This window comes from Streptomyces sp. LaPpAH-108, assembly GCF_000373625.1.
Classification (GTDB): domain Bacteria; phylum Actinomycetota; class Actinomycetes; order Streptomycetales; family Streptomycetaceae; genus Streptomyces.
This window is the reverse complement of the sequence record NZ_KB891994.1, coordinates 267,063-290,003: the sequence shown is the minus strand read 5'-3', so window position 1 is coordinate 290,003 and position 22,941 is coordinate 267,063. Positions and strand designations below refer to the sequence as shown.

Sequence of the window (22,941 nt, the reverse complement as noted above, 5' to 3'; positions counted from 1 at the left end):
AGATCACTGCTCGCGCAGCGGGACCGAGACGTACGACGGGTCGGCCTGAGGCGAGGAGAAGGTCAGCTGCGCGCCGGACGGGTTGTGCTCGATGTAGAGCGGGTCCACGGTGTCCACGACCAGGGCCAGCCGGTGCCCGGACGGCACGTCGTACGCCGTCGAGAACAGATCCAGGTCCACGCCGAACGGCTCGCCCGGCGTCTTCCCGTGCCAGGTCAGCGGGGCGTGCGTGACCAGCTTGCCGATGCCGAGCGGGCCCACGTCGTACAGATAGGCCACCAGGGTGCCGCTCTCTGCGGTCGGGGTGAGCGTGGTGTGCAGCCGTGCGGTGCCGCGCACGCGCTGCGGGGTGCCGTACCGCTCCGACTGCCACACGGCCGCCCAGCGGCGCGGCAGCAGCGGAATGGAGGCCATCGGCGGCAGCTTGGCGAACTGGTCCAGGGCGCCGGAGAGCAGCACGACGCCGCCGTCCGCGCCGGAGTCGACGTTCGCGTGGATGGTCGTGGTGCCGGGAAGGGCGAGCTTGCGCTCGGTGGCGGCGACCGACTTCCAGTCCGGGTAGCCCTCGTAGCCGCCCGCGTCGCGGGACTCCAGCTGGACGGGGCGCTCGCGGTCGATGCCGTTGTCCACGCCGCGCAGATAGTGGTCGAACCAGCGGGCGGTGTCCGACCACACGTCGTTGGGCAGCCCGAACAGGCCGGTCAGCTCCGGGGTGGCGTGGTCGCCGGAGCGCAGTTCCAGGCGCTTGGGGCCGGTCAGTCGCTCGTAGAAGTCGGCGTACTGGTTGACCGGGAAGACCGAATCGCTCCAGGCGCCCGCGAGGAGGACGGCGGGCTTGGTCTTGTTCAGCCGGTCCAGATAGGAGGCCGCCGAGCGCCGGTCGCCCCACGCGGTCAGCTCGCTCTCCTTGGAGAGGTCGGAGGCGTAGAAGCTGTCGAAGATCCCGCGCAGCTCGGGGCCCTCGCGGCCGGTGACCAGGCCCGCGCCGTCCAGCAGGGCCCCCGCCTGGACGTGCTGGGTGCGGCCGGAGTAGATCGAGCCGATCAGGTCGGCCCAGCCGCTGAGCGCCGCCACGGCCTTGACGCGGGGGTCGTGCGCGGCGGCGAGCAGGCTGATGCCCGCGCCGTAGGAGACGCCCGCCATGCCGATGCGGTCGGGGTCGGCGGGGGTGTGGGCCAGCGCCCAGTCGATCACCTTGGAGGCGTCCGCGAGGTCGGGCGGCCCGGCCACCTCGATCTCGCCGCCGGACTGCCAGAAGCCGCGCACGTTGTAGGTGAGGACCACATAGCCGGACTCGGCGAGCTTGCGGGCCTGGGCGAGGTACTGCACCTGGGGCAGGCCCCAGCTGGTGGGCAGGACGAGGAGCGGGTGGCGGCCGGTGGCGGTGTCGCCGGGGGGTGTGACGACGTTGGCCTTGAGGACGGTGCCGCCGTCGCCGGGAATGTCGACGAAGCGTACGGAGGGGGCGGCGGCCTGGGCCGCCGGGGCCAGTCCGACGAGGGCCCCGGCGGCCAGCGCCGCCGAGACGGTGCCGACGGCGCAGGTGCGCAGGGTGCGGTGGGGGGATCGCATGGGTCACTCCTGACGCGTGCCAGTGCAAAGTGACCCGAGGGTAGTGGGCGGTTGCCGAGTCAAGTAACCCGTCGGTAAGTTACGTACGGGTAAAGGTTGTCGGTCGGGACTGTTGAACGCGAGCGGTGAACGCTACGACGCCTGCGACGCCGGTCGCGCCTCTTCCTCCGTGACCGGGAAGGGCGCCTGCGCGGCCCGGGTCACATCGGCGACCAGCTCCACCAGATCCGGGCCGTACGCCTGGGAGTTGACCACCTTCAGCAGCAGCACGAACGGGCCGTTGCCGTGCTTGCGCGCCAACCGCGGGTGATTGCGGGCCAGATAGCGCGTCGCGGCCTGGTTGGTGATGGCCCGCTGCCCGCAGAACAGGAACACCGGCCGGGTCTCGCGCCCCGCCGTCACCTTGGCGAGCAGCACGTACTCGGTCGTGCCCGGCTCCATCCGGTAGGTCTGCGAACCGATGCGGAACGCGCCCCGGTTGGGCCCCTTCTCCTTCTCCGTGTTGACCCGGATGCCGGGCAGCAGCGCCGTCATATGGGCCTGCATCCGCCGGTTGGAGGCCGGGCCGCCCACACAGAACTCGGTGCGCTCCCCGAACCCCTGGTGGGTCGCGTCCTGCGTCACCACCTGGAAGTGCGCTCCGCACTCCTTGACCAGCGCGGACAGTTCGAGCAGCGCGAACACGTCGAAGCGGTGCACGGCGGGCTCGGTCGCGGCCGGGTCGCGGTTGACGACGAGCAGGGACTCCGCGTTCTCCGGCAGCCCGAAGAACGCCTGCTCGCGCCGCAGCCTGCGCCGCCACAGGTAGGTGCGGGCGAGCCAGCCGAGCGCGGCGCTGACACCGGCGGCTATGACACCCAGGACGATGTTCCGTACGTCGTCGTTCATGGCCGCGCATGCTATCGGGCCCAGAGCCCCGCCTCGTACCGGCGTTCGGTCTGTGGCGGTCGTGTGACGGGAGGCTGAGGCGTACTGTCGAGACATCCCCGATCCGGTTACGCTGCGCGGACGTCACCCCCGGGAGGTACGCATGGCACGTCCTGGCACGCGCGGGCTCGCGGTGGTCGCCGTCTCGGCCGCCGTTCTGTCGACCGTGGCCGCGGGGCCGCCGCACCCGGCAGGACAGCCCGCCAAGACCCCCGTCGCCGTCGGCTACGGCGGCGCGGTCGCCAGTGTGGACGCCGACGCCACCGCCGCGGGCATCGAGGTGCTGAGGAAGGGCGGCAACGCGGTCGACGCGGCTGTCGCCACCGCCGCCGCGCTCGGGGTCACCGAGCCGTACTCGGCGGGCATCGGCGGAGGCGGCTACTTCGTCTACTACGACGCCAAGTCCCGTACGGTGCGCACGATCGACGGCCGCGAGACGGCTCCGCTGACCGCCGGGAGCGACCTCTTCCAGGAGAACGGCAAGCCGCTCGCCTTCGCGGACGCCGTCAGCAGCGGGCTGAGCGTCGGTACCCCCGGCACGCCCGCCACCTGGAGCACCGCGCTGGACAAGTGGGGCACCCGGCCGCTGGCGAGCGTCCTCCGGCCCGCCGAGCGCATCGCCCGCGACGGCTTCACGGTGGACTCCACCTTCCGCTCGCAGACCTCCGACAACGAGACGCGGTTCCGCTACTTCCCGGACACCGCGCGGCTGTTCCTGCCCGGTGGACAACTGCCCGTCGTGGGCTCGACGTTCAAGAACCCGGAACTGGCGCGTACGTACCAGGAGTTGGGGCGCAAGGGTGTCGACGCGGTCTACAAGGGTGACCTCGGCCGGGACATCGTCTCCACCATCAACAAGCCGCCCGTGGACCCCGGTTCGGGCTGGAACGCCCGCCCGGGCAAGCTCTCCGCGCAGGACCTCGCCGCCTACCGCGCCAAGCCGCAGAGCCCCACGGAGACCGGTTACCGGGGCCTGAAGGTGTACTCCATCGCACCCTCCTCCTCCGGCGGCACCACCGTCGGGGAAGCCCTCAACATCCTTGAGAACACGGACCTTTCGCGCGCCAGCGATGTGCGCTATCTCCACCGCTTCATCGAGGCCAGCCGGATCGCGTTCGCCGACCGGGGCCGCTGGGTGGGCGACCCGAGCTTCGAGAACGTGCCCACCAAGGACCTGCTGTCCCAGCGGTACGCCGACTCGCGCGCCTGCCTGATCAAGGACGAGTCGGTCCTCACCAGCCCGCTCGCCCCCGGCGACCCGCGTCACCCCGCCGCCTGCGGCACGGGAGGCAAGGCCGCCCCGACGACCTACGAGGGCGAGAACACCACCCATCTCACCACCGCCGACAAGTGGGGCAACGTCGTCTCCTACACGCTCACCATCGAGCAGACCGGCGGCAGCGGCATCACCGTCCCCGGCCGGGGCTTCCTGCTCAACAACGAGCTGACCGACTTCTCCTTCGCCCCCGCCGACCCGGCCGTCCACGACCCCAACCTGCCGGGTCCGGGCAAGCGACCGCGCTCCTCCATCTCCCCGACGATCGTCCTGGACCGGCACGACCGGCCCGTGGTGGCCCTCGGTTCGCCCGGCGGCGCCACCATCATCACCACCGTGCTCCAGACCCTCACCGGGTTCGTGGACCGGGGCCTGCCCCTGGTCGACGCCATCGCCGCACCCCGCGCCAGCCAGCGCAACGCGGCCCAGACCGAACTCGAACCCGCCCTCTACGACAGCCCGTTGAGAGCACGGCTCGAAGCCATCGGGCACAGCTTCAAGCTCAACCCGGAGATCGGCGCCGCGACCGGCGTCCAACGCCTGCCGGACGGACGCTGGCTGGCCGCCGCCGAGAAGGTACGGCGCGGTGGCGGCTCGGCGATGGTGGTGCATCCGGCGCCCTGACTCAACTGCTCCCATCGCGTCCCGCTGTTCAGGACGCTCAGGACGCGGCCTCGGCCGACCGGGCCCGCTCCCGGTTCTCGACCCGGAAGTCCAGTCCGTCGTCGGCCGCGTCCACCGTCACCCGCCCGCCCTCGGCGACCTCGCCCCGCAACAGCAGCCGCGACAGCTGGTTGTCGACCTCGCGCTGGATGGTGCGGCGCAGCGGGCGGGCGCCGTACTCGGGCTGGTAGCCGCGCTCGGCCAGCCAGTCCACGGCCGCGTCGGTGAAGTCCACCGTGACGTCCCGCGCCCGCGCCAGTTCGCGCGTGCTCTCCAGCAACAGGTCGGTGATCCGCCGCAGTTGCTCACCCGTGAGCTGGCGGAAGACCACGATCTCGTCGATGCGGTTCAGGAACTCCGGCCGGAAGTGCTCCCGCAGCGGCCGCAGGATCTGCTCGCGCCGCGCCTCCTCGTCGGCGTCCTGCCCGCCGGGCCCGAAGCCGATCGAGGCACCGCGCCGGTTGATGACGTCGGAGCCGAGGTTGCTGGTCATCACGATCACCGTGTTGGTGAAGTCGACCGTGCGCCCCTGCGCGTCCGTCAGCCGCCCGTCGTCCAGCACCTGGAGCAGGATGTTGAAGACGTCCGGGTGGGCCTTCTCCACCTCGTCGAGCAGCAGCAGCGAGTACGGATGCCTGCGCACCACCTCGGTGAGCTGCCCCGCCTCCTCGTGCCCCACATAGCCGGGCGGCGCCCCGATCAGCCGGGAGACCGTGTGCCGCTCCTGGTACTCGCTCATGTCCAGGCGGACCATCCGGTCCTCGCTGCCGAACAGGTCCTCCGCGAGCGCCCGCGCCAGCTCGGTCTTGCCCACACCGGTCGGCCCGAGGAACAGGAAGCTGCCGATCGGCCGGTCCGGGCTGGCCAGACCCGCGCGCGAGCGCAGCACCGCGTCGGCCACCACCCGTACCGCCTCGTCCTGGCCGACCACCCGCTGATGCAGATGATCCTCCAGACCCAGCAGCCGCTCCTTCTCCTCCTGGGTCAGCCTGCTGATCGGGATCCCGGTCTGCCGGGAGACCACCTCGGCGATGGCCTCCGCCGTCACCTCCAGGTTCTGGCCCTCGTCGGCCTCGCCGTCGTCGCTGGCCGCGATGCGCTCCTTCAGCTCCACGATCCGGTCGCGCAGCCGGGTCGCCTCCTCGTACTGTTCGCTCGCGACCGCCTGGTCCTTGTCCCGGACCAGCTGCTCGGCCTCGCGCTCCATCGCGCGCACGTCGGTGCCCTTGGTCCGCGCGCCGAGCCGTACCCGGGCGCCCGCCTGGTCGATCAGGTCGATCGCCTTGTCCGGCAGCCGCCGGTCGGTGAGATAGCGGTCCGACAGCTCCACGGCCGCCGCCAGCGCCTCGTCCGTGTACCGCACCTGATGGTGGGCCTCGTAGCGGTCCTGGAGCCCGCGCAGGATCTCCAGCGCGTCCTCGGGCGTCGGCTCCGGCACCAGGATCGGCTGGAAGCGGCGGGCCAGCGCCGCGTCCTTCTCGATCCGCCGGAACTCCTCCAGCGTCGTCGCGCCCACGATGTGCAGCTCGCCCCGGGCGAGCGCGGGCTTGAGGATGTTCCCCGCGTCCATCGCGCCGCCCTCGCCGCCCGTGCCCGCGCCGACGACCGTGTGCAGCTCGTCGATGAACACGACCAGGCGGTCGGAGTGGGCGCGGATCTCCTGCACGATGTTGTTCAGCCGCTCCTCGAAGTCGCCCCGGAACCGGGTACCGGCCACCACCGCCGTCAGATCGAGGGCCACCACCCGGCGCCCCTCAAGCCCCTCCGGCACGTCACCGTCCGCGATGCGCTGCGCAAGCCCCTCCACGACGGCCGTCTTGCCGACCCCCGCGTCACCGATCAGCACCGGGTTGTTCTTGCCGCGCCGCGACAGCACCTCGATGGTCTGCTCGATCTCCTTCTCCCGCCCGATCACCGGGTCGATACGGCCCTGCCGGGCCAGCTCGGTCAGATCGCGGCCGTACTTGTCGAGCGTCGGCGTACCGGTCGGCTGCGGGCGCTCCACGCGCACCTGCGTGGGACCGGCGGCGCCCTCCGGCGGCGGGGGCGGCAGCGGGCCCGCGCGGAAGCGGGCCGCGTTCAGGATGTGCCCGGCCGCCGAGTCCGGGTTCGCGGCGAGCGCGCTCAGCACATGCTCCGGGCCGATGTATCCGGCGCCGGTCGACCGCGCCATGTCGTGCGCGTCGAGCAGCGCCCGCTTGACCGCCGGGGTCAGGGACAGTGCCGTCGGCGGCACCTTGCCCTGCGGGTGCTGGGAGGGGCCCGCGCGGCCGTCTATCTCCGTCGCCAGCGAGTCCGGGTCCGCGCCCGAGCGGGAGAGCAGGCTCCGGGTCGGCTCGCTGGACAGGGCGGCGCGCAGCAGGTGCTGGGTGTCCAGGTCCCGGCTGCCGTGCTCGGCGGCGTACTGCGCGGCCCCTCTGACCAGCTCGCGGGCCGGCTGGCTGAGCAGGCGGCCGATGTCGATGGGGCGGGGGCCGGGCTGGCCTGGGGTGCCGGGGGCTCCGCCGAAGTAGCGGGAGAAGAGTTCCCCGAAGGGGTCGCCCTCGGGGGGACCGGTGTAACCGCTGGTCATCGTTTCCGTCCTTCGCCGACGATGTGCGGGGAGGCCGGTGGCCCTTCTGCCAACGATGGCACGTCGTTCTCCGAGTGGCACCTGCGGACGGCTACGGCGGGGGGTGGTGCGGGTTGTCTGTCGGGTGCGGGTCGTGGTGGGTTCTCGCGCAGTTCCCCGCGCCCCTTCAGATGTGGTCTATGCCGTCTCTCCGGTGCGGGGCGTCCGTGGTTGCTCGCGCCGTTCCCCGCGCCCCTTTCAGGTCGGCTGCCGCGAGGTCAGGATTCGGGGGCCCTCTGTCGTGATCGCCACTGTGTGTTCCGCGTGGGCTGCTCTTGAGGCGTCCGAGGTGCGGAGGGTCCAGCCGTCCTCCGCTTCGTAGTAGGCGTTCTTGCCGCTGGCGATCAGCATCGGTTCGATCGCGAGGACCATGCCGGGGCGGAGGGGGATGCCTCGGGCGGGGCGGCCCTCGTTGGGGACCTCGGGGTCCTCGTGCATGCGGCGGCCGATGCCGTGGCCGCCGAAGCCGGAGGGGATGCCGTAACCGGCCTGGCGGCAGGTGCGGCCGATCGCGTGGGCGATGTCGCCGATGCGGTTGCCGACGACGGCCGCCTCGATGCCCGCGGCCAGGGCGCGTTCGGCGGTCTCGATCAGGCGCAGGTCCGCCGGGTCGGGGCGGCCGACCACGAAGCTCGTCGCGGAGTCACCGGCCCAGCCGTCCAGCAGGGCGCCGCAGTCCACCGAGAGCAGATCGCCGTCGCGCAGGCGGTACGCGGTCGGGATGCCGTGCACGATCGCGTCGTTCACCGAGGCGCAGATCACCGCCGGGAACGGGGTCGGGGCGAAGGAGGGGCGGTAGCCGAGGAAGGGGGACGTGGCGCCCGCCTCGCGCAGCACCTCGCGGGCGACCTCGTCCAGCTCCAGCAGGCTCACCCCGATCCCGGCGGCCTGTCGTACGGCGGTCAGGGCGCGGCCGACCACTTGGCCCGCGGCGTGCATCGCGTCGATCGACGCGTCCGTCTTGAGTTCCATCATGCCAATTACTATACCGGTATTAGAATGGGTGCCATGGTGCGCACCCCCCTCACCCCAGAAGAGCGCGAGCGCGGCGAACGGCTCGGTGCGCTGCTGCGCGCGGCCCGTGGCCCCCGGAGCATGACCGAGGTCGCGGCGGTGGCCGGGATCTCCGCCGAGACGCTGCGCAAGATCGAGACCGGCCGGGCGCCCACCCCGGCTTTCTTCACCGTGGCGGCCCTCGCCGGGGCGCTCGGCCTCTCCATGGACGAGCTGGCGGCGCTCTGCGTCCTGGTGGACGCCTGACGGCCCGGCCCTGGTCGGCGCTCGACGCCCGGCGGCCCTGGTCGGCGCCTGTCGGTCCTGGTGACGCCTGACGCGGACCGCAAACCGCGCGTAGTCGGGACGTAACACGGCGGGTGTTGGCTGCACCCACGCGCTCACCCACCGGAGTGTGAATCGAGATCGACTCAGCGGGTTGCCGACGATGGTCTTGGCAAGGGCGTCCAGGAGGCTTACTTTCGTCCCTCTACGGGCCGTTTCTACGGGCGTGGAGGGCTCGGACGCCGCGTCGAAGGAGCAGCTCATGGCCAACGTCGTACGTGCCGCACTGGTCCAGGCCACCTGGACCGGCGACACCGAGTCCATGATCGCGAAGCACGAGGAGCACGCCCGCGAGGCCGCGCGGCAGGGCGCGAAGATCATCGGGTTCCAGGAAGTCTTCAACGCCCCGTACTTCTGCCAGGTCCAGGAGCCCGAGCACTACCGCTGGGCGGAACCGGTCCCGGACGGCCCGACCGTGACGCGGATGCGGGAGCTGGCCCGCGAGACCGGCATGGTGATCGTCGCCCCCGTCTTCGAGATCGACGGCTCCGGCTTCTACTACAACACCGCCGCCGTGATCGACGCCGACGGCAGCTACCTCGGCAAGTACCGCAAGCACCACATCCCCCAGGTCGAGGGCTTCTGGGAGAAGTACTACTTCAAACCCGGCAACCTCGGCTGGCCCGTCTTCGACACCGCCGTCGGCAAAGTCGGCGTCTACATCTGCTACGACCGCCACTTCCCCGAGGGCTGGCGCGAACTCGGCCTCCAGGGCGCCCAGTTGGTCTACAACCCGTCGGCCACGCATCGCGGACTCTCCGCCCACCTGTGGCAGCTGGAGCAGCCCGCGGCGGCCGTCGCCAACGAGTACTTCGTCGCCGCGATCAACCGCGTCGGCCAGGAGGAGTACGGCGACAACGACTTCTACGGCACTTCGTACTTCGTGGACCCGCGCGGCCAGTTCGTCGGCGATCCGGCCGGTGACAAGAGCGAGGAACTCCTCGTCCGCGACCTGGACTTCGACCTCATCGACGAGGTACGGCAGCAGTGGGCGTTCTACCGCGACCGGCGCCCCGACGCGTACGAAGGGCTGGTACGGCCATGACCGATCTCTTCGCCCGCCACCGCCGGGTCATGCCCGACTGGCTCGCCCTGTATTACGACGACCCGCTGGAGATCACCCACGGCGAGGGCCGCCACGTCTGGGACGCGCGGGGCAACCGCTATCTCGACTTCTTCGGCGGCATCCTCACCACGATGACCGCGCACGCCCTGCCCGAGGTCACCAAGGCGGTCAGCGAGCAGGCCGGGCGGATCATCCACTCCTCGACCCTGTACCTGAACCGCCCGATGGTGGAACTCGCCGAGCGCATCGCCCAGTTGAGCGGCATCCCGAACGCCCGGGTCTTCTTCACCACCTCCGGCACCGAGGCCAACGACACGGCGATGCTGCTCGCCACCGCCTACCGGCAGGGCAACACCGTCCTAGCGATGCGCAACAGCTACCACGGCCGCTCCTTCGGCGCCGTCGGCATCACCGGCAACCGCACCTGGTCCACGACCTCCCTCTCCCCGCTCCAGACCGTCTACGTCCACGGCGCCGTCCGCACCCGGGGGCCGTACGCCGCGCTGGACGACCGCGCGTTCATCGACGCCTGCGTGGCCGACCTGCGCGATCTGATCGGCCAGGGCCGCACGCCCGTCGCGCTGATCGCCGAACCCGTCCAGGGCGTAGGGGGGTTCACCTCGCCGCCCGACGGCCTGTACGCCGCCTTCCGTGAAGTCCTCGACGAGCACGGCATTTTGTGGATCTCCGACGAGGTGCAGACCGGCTGGGGCCGCACCGGCGACCACTTCTGGGGCTGGCAGGCGCACGACCGCAACGGCCCGCCGGACATCGTCACCTTCGCCAAGGGCATCGGCAACGGTATGTCCATCGGCGGGGTGATCGCCCCCGCCGAGATCATGAACTGCCTGGACGCCAGCAGCATTTCCACCTTCGGCGGCACCCAGATCACCATGGCCGCCGGGCTGGCCAACCTCACCTACCACCTGGAGCACGACCTCCAGGGCAACGCCCGCCGCGTCGGCGGTCTGCTCCTCGAGCGGCTGCGCGCCGTCGCCGCCCGGCTGCCCGGCGTGCGCGAGGTGCGCGGGCGCGGCCTGATGATCGGCGTCGAACTGGTCAGGCCCGGCACCGACGAGGCCGACCCCCTCGCCGCCGCCACCGTCCTGGAGTCCGCCCGCTCGGGCGGCCTGCTCATCGGCAAGGGCGGCGGCCACGACACCAGCGTCCTGCGCATCGCGCCGCCGCTCACGCTCACCGTCGCGGAGGCGGAGGAGGGCGCGGACATCCTCGAGGACGCGCTGAGGAGCACGTACTGAGAGCGCGCTGAGGAGCCCGTACGAGAGACGAGGTACCGCCCATGACCACCACCTCGGAGTCCTGGCACCCGGCCGCGCCCGCCGGCGGACCGGCCCTGTCCGTCCGGCAGGTGCTCACCCTGGAACGCGTGCTCGCCGGGGAGCCCGAGGTGGTGGCCGGGGCCGGACAGCTCGACCGCGCCGTGCGCTGGGTGCACGTCGCCGAGGCCGCCGACGTCGGGGTGATGCTCAGCGGCGGCGAGATGGTCCTCACCACCGGGGTGCTGCTCGCGGGCGACGAGGCCAAACAGGCCGCCTACATCCGCTCCCTGCACCACGCGGACGCCGCAGCCGTGGTCCTCGGCCTCGGCCGCGCCTTCCCCGCCCCGCCCGAGACGATGTGCCGCACCGCCGAACGGTACGGGCTGCCCATGGTCGTCCTGCACCGGCCCTTCCCCTTCGCGGAGCTGACCGAGGAGGTCCAATCACGGCTGGTACGGCGGAAGTTCGCCGCCGTCAGCCTCTCCGAGACCGTCCGCACCGGCCTCACCGGACTGATCACCGCCGGGGCCCCGCTGCAGCGCCTCCTGGACGAGATCGCCCGGCACAGCGGCTGTCCGGTCGTCGTCACCAACCTCGCCCACCGCGTCCTCGCCACGGCGGGGGAGCGGTCCGCCGTGGACGACGTGCTGCGCGACTGGGAGCGCATCGCCCGGCAGGCGGGAGGCAGCGAGGGCGACGGCTGGGTCCGCGCCGAACTCGGCGGCCGGGGCGAGCGCTGGGGACGGCTGCTGCTGTGCGGCTACCGGGGCGAGGCGGCCACCGGACGGCTGCTCGCCGACCGCGCCGCCGAAGCCCTGGTCCTGCACCGGATGCTCGGCGGCGGCTCCACGGCCGCCTGGGAGGAACAGTCCGCGCGCGGCCTGCTCACCGACCTCGCCTCCGGCACGGTACCCGCCCGGCAGCTGCTGCCCCGGGCCCGCGCCGCCGGGCTGCCGGTCGGCCGCCGCACCTTCGTCCCCCTGGTCGTGCCCGGCGCCGAACCCGCCGTACTGGACCGGGTGTTGCGCGCGCTCGGCCTGGCCGGACTGGTTGCCGAACTCGGGGACGGCGTCACCGCAGCCCTGCTCAGCCTCGCCCACGACCAGGACGCCGAGGCGCTCACCGCCCGCTTCGCGGCCCGGCTGCGCACGACCGAGCCGGACGCCTCCGTCGCCGCCGCCGAACCGCGCGAGACCTGGGACGACGTGCCCGCCGGGCTGCGCGAGGCCCGGCACGTCGCGGACGCCCTCGCGGGCGCCGACGCCGCCCTGGACCGGCCGCCCGTGGTACGGCTGCGGGACGTCCATCTGCGCGGCCTGGTACGGCTGTTGCGCGACGACCCGCAGGTGCAGTCCTTCGCCGAACGGGAGCTGGACGGCCTGCTGTGCGGCGAGGGCGGCGAGCTGCTGGACGTGCTGCGCACCTACCTCGCGACCGGCCGCAACAAGTCCCGCACCGCCCAGCTCCACCACGTCTCGCGGCCCGCCCTCTACCGCCGCCTGGAGGCGATACAGACGCGCCTCGGCATCGACCTCGACGACTTCGAGCAGGCCGCCTCGGTGCACATCGCCCTGCTCGCCCATGACGCGCAACGCCACTGAAACACGCCACGACCTGGGAAAACGGCGCTGAAACATGGCCCGGCCGACTCGTGACACGGTGACACGGCCGACCCCCGCACACGTGACACCCTGCCACTCAAAACCGGCCACCCGCCCTTCCTAGGCTCCTGGGGCGGGCATCGGAAGCCCCGTCTGCCCGCCGACGCCCAGCACGCACTCTCGCTGCACCGGGCGTGAGCCCTAGTACATCCAGTACGAGGGATCACGCCCGGCACACCGAGAGCACGCACCGGACGCCGCCCGGCCCGCCCTTCGGGCGGACGACGCGGCTTCCGATGCCCGCCCCAGCCACATCGAGCTACCGGAGGTCCCCGATGAGCCGAGTGATCCGCGCCGCCCTCTTCCAGACGGCCTGGACGGGCGACAAGGAGTCCATGATCCAGGTGCACGAGCAGGCGGCCCGCGACGCCGCCGCCCAGGGCGCCCAAGTCCTGTGCTTCCAGGAGCTGTTCTACGGCCCCTACTTCTGCCAGGTCCAGGACAAGGCGTTCTACGAGTACGCCGAGCAGATCCCCGAGGGCCCCACCGTCCGCCGCTTCCAGGCGCTGGCCCGGGAGTTGGGCATCGTCCTCGTCCTGCCGATGTACGAGGAGGAGCAGCCCGGCGTCCTCTACAACACCGCCGCCGTGATCGACGCCGACGGCAGCTACCTCGGCAAGTACCGCAAGACCCACATCCCCCAAGTACAGGGATTCTGGGAGAAGTTCTACTTCCGCCCGGGCAACAGCGGCTGGCCCGTCTTCGACACCGCCGTCGGCCGCATCGGCGTCTACATCTGCTACGACCGCCACTTCCCCGAGGGCTGGCGCGCGCTGGGCCTCGCCGGAGCGGAGATCGTCTTCAACCCCTCGGCCACCTCGCGCGGACTCTCCCGCTACCTCTGGCAGCTGGAGCAGCCCGCCGCCGCCGTCGCCAACGAGTACTTCGTCGGCGCGATCAACCGGGTCGGCGTGGAGGACCTGGGCGACAACGACTTCTACGGCACCACCTACTTCGTGGACCCGGAGGCCCAGTTCGTCGGCGAGGTCGCCAGCGACAAGGAGACCGAACTGGTCGTCCGCGACCTCGACATGGCGAAGCTGCGCGAGGTACGGGACCGGTGGCAGTTCTACAGGGACCGCGCACCGGGCGCGTACAACCCGCTGACGGCGCCGTAAAAACAGGCCGTAGGTCACGTAGGGGCGCGGGGAACTGCGCGACCAGCCACACACGACCCGCAGCGGACCACAAGGAGAGGACCCCATGTCCCGCCGCACGCTCATCCAGAACGGCCTCGTCATCACCGCCTCCGACGAGATCCACGCCGACGTACTGATCGAGGACGGCCGAATCGCCGCCCTGGCCGCCGCAGGCACCCCCGCCGCCGAAGCCTTCAGCGCGGAAACCGTCATCGACGCGACAGGAAAATACGTCATCCCCGGCGGCGTCGACGGCCACACCCACATGGAGATGCCGTTCGGCGGAACCTACGCCGCCGACACCTTCGAGACCGGCACCCGCGCCGCCGCCTGGGGCGGTACGACCACCATCGTGGACTTCGCCATCCAGAACGTCGGCGGCAGCCTGCGCGAGGGCCTGGACGCCTGGCACCAGAAGGCCGAGGGCAACTGCGCGATCGACTACGGCTTCCACATGATCGTCTCCGATGTGAACCAGGAGACGCTGAAGGAGATGGACCTGCTGGTGGAGGAGGGGGTGACCTCCTTCAAGCAGTTCATGGCCTACCCGGGCGTCTTCTACTCGGACGACGGCCAGATCCTCAGGGCGATGCAGCGCGCCGCCGAGAACGGCGGACTGATCATGATGCACGCCGAGAACGGCATCGCCATCGACGTCCTGGTCGAACAGGCCCTCGCGCGCGGCGAGACCGACCCCCGCTACCACGGCGAGGTCCGCAAGGCCCTCCTGGAGGCCGAGGCCACCCACCGCGCGATCAAGCTCGCCCAGGTCGCCGGGGCCCCGCTCTACGTCGTGCACGTCTCCGCGCAGGAGGCGGTCGCCGAGCTGACCCGCGCCCGCGACGAGGGGCTGAACGTCTTCGGCGAGACCTGCCCGCAGTATCTGTTCCTGTCCACCGACAACCTCGCCGAGCCGGACTTCGAGGGCGCCAAGTACGTGTGCAGCACGCCGCTTCGCCCCCAGGAGCACCAGGCCGCCCTCTGGCGGGGCCTGCGCACCAACGACCTCCAGGTGGTCTCCACCGACCACTGCCCGTTCTGCTTCTCGGGCCAGAAGGAGCTGGGCCGGGGCGACTTCTCCAAGATCCCGAACGGAATGCCGGGCGTGGAGAACCGCATGGACCTCCTCCACCAGGCCGTGGTCGAGGGGCACATCTCGCGCCGCCGCTGGATCGAGATCGCCTGCGCCACCCCGGCCCGCATGTTCGGCATGTACCCGAAGAAGGGCACGATCGCCCCCGGCGCCGACGCCGACGTGGTGATCTACGACCCGCACGCCGAGCAGGTCATCTCCGCCGAGACCCACCACATGAACGTCGACTACTCGGCGTACGAGGGCAGGCGGATCACCGGCCGGGTCGAGACCGTGCTCTCGCGCGGCGTGCCCGTGATCACCGAGCGGGAGTACACCGGCCACGCCGGGCACGGCGTCTACACCCCGCGCTCCACCTGTCAGTACCTCAACTAGGAGTGGCGCCCATGGACTTCGGACTAGTCCTCCAGACCGACCCGCCCGCCTCCCGCGTCGTCGACCTCATGAAGCGCGCCGAGGCCAACGGCTTCACGTACGGCTGGACCTTCGACTCCGCCGTGCTCTGGCAGGAGCCGTTCGTCATCTACAGCCAGATCCTCGCGAACACCGAGCGGCTGACCGTCGGGCCCATGGTCACCAACCCGGGCACCCGCACCTGGGAGGTCACCGCCTCCACCTTCGCGACCCTCAACGACATGTTCGGCAACCGCACGGTGTGCGGGATCGGCCGGGGCGACTCCGCGATGCGCGTCGCGGGCCGCAAGCCCAACACGCTCGCCCGGATCAGCGAGGCCATGAAGGTCATCCGCGCCCTCGGCCGGGGCGAGGAGGCCGACCTCGGCGGCACCGTGATCCGCTTTCCGTGGACCAAGCCAGACGCCCAACTCCCGGTCTGGATGGCCGCGTACGGCCCCAAGGCGCTCAAGATGACCGGCGAGGAGGCCGACGGCTTCATCCTCCAGCTCGCCGATCTCTATCTCACCGAGTACATGGTGAAGGCGGTCAAGGACGCCGCCGTGGCCGCGGGCCGCGACCCGTCCGAGGTCACCATCTGCGTGGCCGCCCCCGCCTACGTCACCGAGGACGACTCGCCCGAAGCGCTCGCCCACGCCCGCGACCAGTGCCGCTGGTTCGGCGGCATGGTCGGCAACCATGTGGCCGACCTCGTCGCCAAGTACGGCGAGCACTCGGCCCAGGTGCCCGACGAACTCACCGACTACATCAAGTCCCGCGAGGGCTACGACTACGCCCACCACGGGCGCAGCGGCAACCCCGACACCCAGTTCGTGCCCGACGAGATCGTGGACCGCTTCTGCCTCATCGGCCCCGTCGAACGGCACATCGAGAAGCTGACGGCGCTGCGCGCGCTGGGCGTCGACCAGTTCGCCGTCTACGACATGCACGACGCGCAGGAGGCGACCATCGACGCCTACGGCGCGAAGGTCATCCCGGCGCTCGGCGCCTGACCGGCCGCAGTCGGCCTGACCGCTCGCCGACCCGACCGTCCGCAGTCGGATCGAACTCCCCCTCCCCGAACGTCCCTTGCGCGGGAGGGGGCCGGACGCCCGTACGGAATTACGGACGCACCCCCCAATCGGCGCCACCCGCACGGCCTGTCCCGTCGTCCCACTCATCCGATTGGCCTGTCCCATGACCGACACCGCTCCCACCGCCTCGCCGCCGACCGCCCAAGTCACCCTCCCCGACGGCCGGGTGGAGATCCCCGCCGAGGCTCCCCAGCCCAGTGGCCGCTTCGCCAACGAGGACCTGCTCCCGGTCCCGGTCGCCAAGCGCACTTGGACCACGTACAACTTCTCCGCGCTGTGGGTGGGCATGGCCCACAACACCGCCTCCTGGACGCTCGCTTCGGGGCTCATCGCGGTCGGCATGGACTGGAAGCAGGCGGTGTTCACCATCGCCCTGGCCAACCTGGTCGTGCTCGTGCCGATGCTGCTCACCGGGCACGCCGGACCCAAGTACGGCATCCCCTTCCCGGTCTTCGCCCGTGCCTCCTTCGGTATCCGGGGCGCCAACCTCCCCGCTGTCGTACGGGCGTTGGTGGCCTGCGGCTGGTTCGGCATCCAGACCTGGATCGGCGGCGAGGCGATCTACTTCCTCGCGGGCAAGCTCATCGGTGACAGCTGGTCGAACGCCTCGCACATCGGCGGCTACGCCTGGACCATGTGGCTGTCCTTCGCGCTCTTCTGGGTGCTCCAAGTCGCCATCATCGTGCGGGGGATGGAGACCATCCGGCGCTTCGAGAACTGGGCCGCGCCCTTCGTCCTGGTCGGCGCCTTCGTGATGCTGTGGTGGATGAGCGACAAGGCGGGCGGCGTCGGCCCGCTCTTCGACCAGCCCTCCAAGCTGGGCTGGGGCGGCGACTTCTGGAAGCTGTTCTGGCCCTCCCTGATGGGCATGATCGGCTTCTGGTCGACGCTCTCCCTGAACATCCCCGACTTCACGCGCTACGGCCGCAGCCAGCGCGCCCAGACGCGGGGCCAGGCGCTGGGACTTCCCACCACCATGACCCTGTTCGCCTTCCTGTCGGTCCTGGTCACCTCCGGCTCGCAGGCGGTCTACGGCAAGCCGATCTGGGATCCGGTCCAGCTCGCCGCCAAGACCGACAACGTGGTGGGCCTGCTCTACGCCCTGGTCACCGTGCTGGTCGCGACCCTCTCGGTGAACATCGCGGCCAACCTGGTCTCCCCGGCCTTCGACTTCTCCAACATCGCGCCCCGCAAGGTCAGTTTCCGCACCGGCGCGCTGATCACCGCCGTCCTCGCGGTGCTGATCTTCCCGTGGCGGCTCTACTCCGACCCGCAGGGCTACATCTTCACCTGGCTCGGCCTGGTCGGCGGCCTCCTCGGCACCGTCGCGGGCATCCTGATCGCCGACTACTGGCTGGTGCGCCGCACCCGCCTCGACCTCGCCGACCTCTACCGCGAGGACGGCCGCTACTGGTACGCGGGCGGCTGGAACTGGCGCGCGGTGACCGCCTTCGTCGTCGGCGGCGTCCTCGCCATCGGCGGCGCCGACTTCCACCCCCTGATCGATGGCCGCCCCATCCCCTTCCTGAGCCCCCTCGCGGACTACGGCTGGGCGGTGGGCCTCGGCACATCACTGGTGCTGTACCTGGCCCTGACGGCAGCCACGAACCGCAAGCAGCGGGAGGAGTAAAGGAGTTGAGTTGCGCGGCGCCCCGGCGATCAGACGGATCACCGGGGCGCCGCGCCGCCGCCCGCGGGGGCGACGACGAACGGTGCCTGGAGCGCGGGCCAGGGTGCGCCCCTGCGGACGCCGCCCACCTCGACCGCCGCACCCGGTCGTACCCCGTTGCATCCGCCGGCCCTGGCCACCCAGCTGCTGGAGCTGGGCGATGCCGAGGTAGCGGCGAGGAGGCGTTCGAGGTGCTGCGCCCGCACACGGCGGACTCCGTTCAGTCGGACTTGCCCGCGCTGGCCTTCAAGGTCGCCATCGCGGCCTTCGCCGCCTTGATGGCGCCCTTGTTGATCTCGTCGGTGGCGGGGGCCTTCTTGTTCTCGAAGTCGCTGCCGCTGTAGGTGATGACCACCAGGGCGTTGGACGCGCGGGCCATCACCAGGCCCTCGCGGGTCTGCTGCTTGTCCTCGGTGGTGAGGTTCACGACGGAGTAGCCGCTGTCCCCGAGGCCGGGGACCGAGCCGCCGCCGCTCTTCTCGGTCACACGCTGCTGGTACTCCTTGGTCGCCGCCTCGTCGGACGCGGTGACCTCGTAGGAGACGTCGAGCCAGCGGTAGTCGAAGCCCTTGAGGGCGTTCCAGGAGCAGGTGCGGCGCAGCTTGGAGTCGGTGGAGGGGATCTCCTTGCCCGCCGTCTTGGCCCCGGGGACAAGGGACTTGATGGTGTCGACGGGCACGCCGGTGCACGGCGCGGGCGCCGCGTCGTAGGTCTTCACCGCCGGGGCGGAGGAGGCGGCGCCGTCACCGCCGGAAGAGGCGGCCGGAGCGCTCTCCTTGCCGGAGGAACGGTGCTCGGCGGCGGCGGGCGTGGCCGGGCCGGAGGACAGGGTCCAGCCCACGCAGGCCAGCACGACGACAGGGGACAGACGTGCGGTGAGGGCGAGCGGCAGAGGAAGGGATCGCACGGCGCACTTCTCGTGGGGGAGGGGGTGCGGAAGGGTCCGCAGGGTGGACGGAGACGACAGTCTCACACGACTGCCCCCGGCGCGGAAGGGCCAACTCGCTGCGTACTCGGCCGGTGACCCAGCCCGTTCAAGAAGGCGTCGTATGCCGGGAATTGTCCGTCCGGGGCGATACGCGGCACCGATTCCGTCCGTTGGTATGGACCTGTCATCGAGGTCCGACTAGGCTCTGCCCCGCACAGATGAGAGCGCTCTCAGTCATCGGCTGTTCCACCCCCACCTTGCTGGAACGACGAAGGGCAACTCCCGTGAGACGCAAGCGACTTCTGCGCGCGGCCGGGGCCGCACTCCTCATGCTCGGCGGACTGACCGCGGCCGGCACCGTCCCCGCCACCGCGAACGACTCCGCCACCGCCGCCAAGGCCCCCGCCTCCGAGGGCCTGCTCACCGCGATGCGGCACGACTTCGGCCTGACGAGGGAACAGGCCGAGGCCCGCCTCGCATCGGAACGCGCCGCCACGAAGCTCGACCCCGAGGCCCGCAAGACGGCCGGGTCGGCGTACGGCGGCTCCTGGTACGACGCGGACAGCGGACGGCTCACCGTGGCCGTCACCGACGCCGCCTCCCCGGCCACTCGCGCGGCCCTGCGCGAGGCCGGTGCCACCGTCCGCACCGTCCGCCACAGCGCCCGCGAGCTGGACGCCGCCAAGGCCCGCATCGACCGCCTCAAGGCACCCAAGGGCGTGAGCAGTTGGCACGTCGACCCGCAGGCGGGCACCGTCGTCGTCGACGTGGTGCGCGACCGCCGGGCCGACAACGATGTCCAGCGCTTCCTGACCCGCGCCCGCGCGGCCGGACCCGTCACCGTCGAGACCGTCTCCAAGGCCGCGGGCACCCTCGCCGCGGGTACCGTCGGCGGCGACCCCTTCTACACCGGCAACGTGCGCTGCTCCATCGGCTTCTCGGTCTACGGCGGCTTCGTCACCGCCGGACACTGCGGACAGCCCTCCGCCGCCGTCTACGGCTGGGACCGCTCCTACGTCGGCAACTTCCAGGGCTCGTCCTTCCCGGACAACGACTACGCCTGGGTCAACGTCGGCAGCGGCTGGTGGACCGTACCGGTCGTGCTCGGCTGGGGCACCGTCTCCGACCAGCTGGTGCGCGGCTCCAACGTGGCACCGCCCGGCACCTCCATCTGCCGCTCCGGCTCCACCACCCACTGGCACTGCGGCACCGTCCTCGCCCTCAACGAGACGGTCAACTACAGCCAGGGCGCGGTCCATCAGCTGACCAAGACCAACGTCTGCGCCGAACCCGGCGACTCCGGCGGCTCGTTCATCAGCGGCGACCAGGCCCAGGGCGTCACCTCCGGCGGCTGGGGCAACTGCTCCAGCGGCGGCGAGACCTGGTTCCAGCCGATCAACGAGATCCTGAACCGGTACGGGCTGACGCTGCACACGGCCTGACGCCGCACCCCGCCTGACCACGTCCCGCAGGGGCCCCGCCGGAGTCGGACGACCGGCGGGGCCCCTCCGTGTTCCCCCGCGCTGAGGCCCATACTTCGGTCATCGCCTTCGACAACTCAGGGAGAAGAGATGCGACTTGCCGACGTTCCCCGTGTGGAGTGCGTGACGGAGATCGCCGCCGAGCCGAAGCGGGTGTGGGCCCTGGTGTCGGACATCGCCACACCGGCCCGCCACAGCCCGGAACTTCAGGAGGTGGAATGGCTCGACGGTGCCGAGGAACCGGCCGTCGGCGCGTGTTTCTCCGGCCGCAATCACAACGACATGCTGGGCGAGTGGCGCACGGTCAGCCGCGTCACCCGGCTGACCGAGCCCCGCGTCTTCGCATGGGAGGTCGTCCGCTACAACGAGCGTGACCTCGGCGATGCGTTGGCGATCTGGACGTTCACCCTGGAACCGCTCGCGGACGGCTCGGGCACCCGGTTGCGGCACGGGATGCGTCTGGGGCCCGGCCGTGGCCCGCTGAACGCCTACGTCGAGCGGTACCCGGAGCGGGAGGAGCAGATCGTCGACGGTCGCCTCGCCCTGCTCCGCACCGGCATCGAGAAGACGCTGGCCGGGGTGAAGGCCGAGGCGGAGGCGTGAGCGGGGCCTGAGGCGGGGCTCGGGGCCGGGATGGGCGGGGCTCGGGGCGGGCTCGGTGCGCGGGCGGGACGGGGCTGACGTGCGGGCGGGCCGGTGCCGACGCCCGTAAAGGGCATGGCTGACGGCCGTACAGGGCATCGCTGACGCGCCGGTGAGGCGTGGTTGACGCGCGGGTGGCCGGGCGGAAAGTCTCGTCCCGCAGGTGCAGGCCACGCAGACGGGAGACCCCATGTTCACCACCCGCCCCACCCTCCAGGGCACCTTCGGCATGGTCTCCTCCACCCACTGGCTCGCCTCCCAGTCCGCGATGGCCGTGCTGGAGGACGGGGGCAACGCTTTCGACGCGGCCGTGGCGGGGGCGTTCGTACTGCACGTGGTCGAGCCGCATCTGAACGGCCCCGCGGGCGAGGTGCCCATCCTGCTCGCCCCGGCCGGTGGCGAGGTCCGGGTGCTGTGCGGGCAGGGCGTCGCCCCGGCCGGAGCCACCGTCGCGCACTACCAGGGGCTCGGTCTCGACCTGGTCCCCGGCACCGGCCCGCTCGCCGCCGCCGTGCCCGGCGCCTTCGACGCCTGGCTGCTGCTCCTGCGCGACCACGGCACCAAGTCCCTGGACGACGTGCTGAAGTACGCCATCGGGTACGCCGAGCACGGCCATCCGCCGGTGGAGAACGTCGGCGCGGCCGTGGAGAGCGTGCGGGAGCTGTTCGAGACCGAGTGGACCTCCTCGGCCGAGGTGTATCTGCCCGGCGGCGACGCGCCCCGCCCCGGCGCGTTGCTGCGCAACCCCGCCCTCGCCGCCACCTGGCAGCGGCTGCTCGCCGAGACCGCCCACGCGGGCGACCGGGAGGCCCGTATCGACGCCGCCCGCGAGGTGTGGCGCACCGGCTTCATCGCCGAGGCCCTGCTGCGCCAGTCCCGCCGCCCCACCCTGGACACCAGCGGCGAACGCCACACCGGCACGCTCACCGAGGCCGACCTGGCCGACTGGTCCGCGTCGTACGAGGACCCGGTCACCTACGACTGGAACGGCTGGACCCTCTGCAAGGCGGGCCCCTGGAGCCAGGGCCCCGCCCTCCTCCAGCAACTCGCGCTGCTGCCCGCCGAGTTGCCCGCGTACGGCTCCGCCGACCATGTCCACCTGCTCATCGAGAACTGCAAGCTCGCGATGGCCGACCGGGAGGCCTGGTACGGCGACGCGGCCCACGTCCCGCTCGCCGAACTGCTGTCGGCGGAGTACAACGCGGAACGGCGGGCGCTGGTCGGGGAGTCGGCGTCGTACGAGCTGCGGCCGGGGACGGTGGGCGGAAGGGAGCCGCGTCTGCCCGCGCGGGCGGGGACGCGGGGGGACGCGGGCGCGAGCCTGCCGGGAGCGGGGGAGCCGACCGTGGGGCTGGGCGGGGTGGGGGAGCCGGTGCTCGGGGCGGCCGGGGAGCCCGCCGCGGTCACGATGCCCGGGGAGCCTCGGGTGAGTGCCGACGGTGCCACCCGGGGCGACACCTGCCATCTCGACGTGGTGGACCGCTGGGGCAACATGATCGCGGCGACGCCCAGCGGCGGCTGGCTCCAGTCCAACCCGGTCGTGCCCGAACTCGGCTTCCCGCTCGGCACCAGGCTCCAGATGGCGTGGCTGGAGGAGGGTCTGCCCAACTCCCTGACGCCGGGCCGCCGCCCCCGGACCACCCTCACCCCCTCCCTCGCGCTGCGCGACGGCGTCCCCGTGCTCGCCTTCGGCACCCCCGGGGGCGACCAGCAGGACCAGTGGCAGCTCCACTTCTTCCTCGCCGCCACCCTGCGCGCCCCGGTGCGCGGCGCCCTCGACCTCCAGGGCGCCATCGACGCCCCGAACTGGCACAACGACGGCTTCCCCAGCTCCTTCCACCCCCGCACGAGCCGTCCGGGCAGCGTGACCGTCGAGTCCCGGATGCCCGAGGCCGTGGTCGCGGAGCTGCGGCGCCGGGGGCACGACGTGACCGTGGGGCCCGCGTGGTCGGAGGGACGGCTGTGCGCGGTCGCGCGCGATCCCCGGACGGGCGTGCTGTCGGCGGCCGCGAACCCACGGGGGATGCAGGGGTACGCGGTGGGGCGCTAAGGCGCGCTGACCATGTGTTTTCTGGGTTTTCCACAGCCTGACGGGGGAATGTCCGCCG

At 71.8% G+C, this 22,941-nt stretch carries 17 protein-coding genes; 12 read left to right on the top strand and 5 right to left on the bottom strand.

The features are described from left to right. Window positions 1–3 precede the first annotated feature (3 nt). Window positions 4–1,572 (bottom strand): alpha/beta fold hydrolase, encoded by a 1,569-nt coding sequence (locus tag B079_RS0116990; RefSeq protein WP_018547038.1) that lies wholly within the window; start codon window positions 1,570–1,572, stop codon window positions 4–6. Between the two features lie 132 nt (window positions 1,573–1,704). Continuing rightward, window positions 1,705–2,460 carry a hypothetical protein gene (locus B079_RS0116985; RefSeq protein ID WP_018547037.1) on the bottom strand — a complete coding sequence of 252 codons (756 nt, stop codon included), beginning with the start codon at window positions 2,458–2,460 and terminating at the stop codon, window positions 1,705–1,707. 142 nt (window positions 2,461–2,602) lie between these two features. Here B079_RS0116985 and ggt point away from each other — a divergent pair, with 142 nt between their 5' ends. Then, window positions 2,603–4,399: a gamma-glutamyltransferase gene (gene ggt / locus B079_RS0116980; protein ID WP_018547036.1), complete on the top strand. Its 1,797-nt coding sequence runs from the start codon at window positions 2,603–2,605 to the stop codon at window positions 4,397–4,399. Window positions 4,400–4,436: 37 nt separating this feature from the next. Here ggt and B079_RS0116975 read toward each other — a convergent pair whose 3' ends face one another. Both B079_RS0116975 and map read right to left on the bottom strand, forming a co-directional pair. Next, complete coding sequence (locus B079_RS0116975; RefSeq protein ID WP_018547035.1) at window positions 4,437–7,010, bottom strand: ATP-dependent Clp protease ATP-binding subunit; 2,574 nt, start codon at window positions 7,008–7,010, stop codon at window positions 4,437–4,439. A gap of 237 nt (window positions 7,011–7,247) precedes the next feature. Continuing rightward, the gene (gene map / locus B079_RS0116970; protein WP_018547034.1) at window positions 7,248–8,024 is read right to left on the bottom strand and encodes a type I methionyl aminopeptidase; all 777 of its coding nucleotides are present in this window, start codon (window positions 8,022–8,024) and stop codon (window positions 7,248–7,250) included. A gap of 33 nt (window positions 8,025–8,057) precedes the next feature. Here map and B079_RS0116965 point away from each other — a divergent pair, with 33 nt between their 5' ends. From B079_RS0116965 to B079_RS0116930, 8 genes are all read left to right on the top strand, one after another. After that, window positions 8,058–8,309 (top strand): helix-turn-helix domain-containing protein, encoded by a 252-nt coding sequence (locus B079_RS0116965; RefSeq protein WP_026248779.1) that lies wholly within the window; start codon window positions 8,058–8,060, stop codon window positions 8,307–8,309. A gap of 280 nt (window positions 8,310–8,589) precedes the next feature. After that, on the top strand, window positions 8,590–9,432 hold the full coding sequence (locus B079_RS0116960) for a nitrilase-related carbon-nitrogen hydrolase (protein WP_018547032.1): 843 nt from the start codon (window positions 8,590–8,592) through the stop codon (window positions 9,430–9,432). Then, window positions 9,429–10,712: an aspartate aminotransferase family protein gene (locus tag B079_RS0116955; RefSeq protein ID WP_018547031.1), complete on the top strand. Its 1,284-nt coding sequence runs from the start codon at window positions 9,429–9,431 to the stop codon at window positions 10,710–10,712. The genes B079_RS0116960 and B079_RS0116955 overlap by 4 nt, the downstream gene beginning before the upstream one ends. Window positions 10,713–10,753: 41 nt before the next feature. Next, complete coding sequence (locus tag B079_RS0116950; protein WP_018547030.1) at window positions 10,754–12,334, top strand: PucR family transcriptional regulator; 1,581 nt, start codon at window positions 10,754–10,756, stop codon at window positions 12,332–12,334. A 335-nt stretch (window positions 12,335–12,669) separates the two neighbouring features. Next, window positions 12,670–13,512 (top strand): nitrilase-related carbon-nitrogen hydrolase, encoded by an 843-nt coding sequence (locus tag B079_RS0116945; RefSeq protein WP_026248778.1) that lies wholly within the window; start codon window positions 12,670–12,672, stop codon window positions 13,510–13,512. 85 nt (window positions 13,513–13,597) lie between these two features. Next, complete coding sequence (gene hydA / locus B079_RS0116940) at window positions 13,598–15,001, top strand: dihydropyrimidinase (protein ID WP_018547028.1); 1,404 nt, start codon at window positions 13,598–13,600, stop codon at window positions 14,999–15,001. Window positions 15,002–15,012: 11 nt separating this feature from the next. Continuing rightward, a complete protein-coding gene (locus B079_RS0116935; RefSeq protein WP_018547027.1) occupies window positions 15,013–16,032 on the top strand; it encodes a TIGR03842 family LLM class F420-dependent oxidoreductase in 1,020 nt (339 codons plus the stop codon). A 184-nt stretch (window positions 16,033–16,216) separates the two neighbouring features. After that, window positions 16,217–17,743, top strand: a complete 1,527-nt coding sequence (locus tag B079_RS0116930) for an NCS1 family nucleobase:cation symporter-1 (RefSeq protein WP_018547026.1) — start codon at window positions 16,217–16,219, stop codon at window positions 17,741–17,743. A 259-nt stretch (window positions 17,744–18,002) separates the two neighbouring features. Here the strand turns inward: B079_RS0116930 and B079_RS0116925 are convergent, their stop codons facing one another. Next, window positions 18,003–18,689, bottom strand: a complete 687-nt coding sequence (locus B079_RS0116925) for a hypothetical protein (protein WP_018547025.1) — start codon at window positions 18,687–18,689, stop codon at window positions 18,003–18,005. A gap of 305 nt (window positions 18,690–18,994) precedes the next feature. On the opposite strand from B079_RS0116925, the gene B079_RS0116920 reads away from it, so the two are divergent. From B079_RS0116920 to B079_RS0116910, 3 genes are all read left to right on the top strand, one after another. Beyond that, window positions 18,995–20,152 (top strand): alpha-lytic protease prodomain-containing protein, encoded by a 1,158-nt coding sequence (locus B079_RS0116920; protein WP_018547024.1) that lies wholly within the window; start codon window positions 18,995–18,997, stop codon window positions 20,150–20,152. Window positions 20,153–20,281: 129 nt separating this feature from the next. Continuing rightward, entirely contained in the window at window positions 20,282–20,794 is a 513-nt protein-coding gene (locus B079_RS0116915) for an SRPBCC family protein (protein ID WP_026248777.1), read from the top strand. Window positions 20,795–21,023: 229 nt separating this feature from the next. Then, window positions 21,024–22,883, top strand: a complete 1,860-nt coding sequence (locus B079_RS0116910; RefSeq protein WP_018547022.1) for a gamma-glutamyltransferase family protein — start codon at window positions 21,024–21,026, stop codon at window positions 22,881–22,883. Window positions 22,884–22,941 lie beyond the last annotated feature (58 nt).